Origin of the sequence: Aeromonas sp. L_1B5_3 (genome assembly GCF_963866575.1) — a bacterium.
Taxonomy (GTDB): domain Bacteria; phylum Pseudomonadota; class Gammaproteobacteria; order Enterobacterales; family Aeromonadaceae; genus Aeromonas; species Aeromonas jandaei.
Map to the genome: position 1 here is coordinate 1 of NZ_CAWMDN010000091.1, position 227 is coordinate 227.

At 60.4% G+C, this 227-nt stretch carries 1 protein-coding gene; it reads left to right on the forward strand.

Annotated features, from left to right (window positions below; all coding sequences use genetic code 11):
• A partial coding sequence (locus tag AACR93_RS05600; RefSeq protein ID WP_043852312.1) for an NAD(P)-binding protein occupies window positions 1-227 on the forward strand: 227 nt, incomplete at both ends.

Consider the following 227-nt stretch of genomic DNA (forward strand, 5'->3'; position numbering starts at 1 on the left):
GCCATCGTCGGTTCAGGGATCTCGGGGCTCACCGCCGGTTTTCTGCTCCACAAACTCCATGACATCACCCTGTTCGAGGCGGCGCCAACTCTGGGGGGACACACCGCCACTGTCGATGTGAATCAGGCTGGCCGCAGCTATGCCATCGACACCGGCTTTATCGTCTTCAACGATCGCACCTACCCCAACTTCTTGAAGTTGCTGGCACGGATCGGCATGGCGCGGCA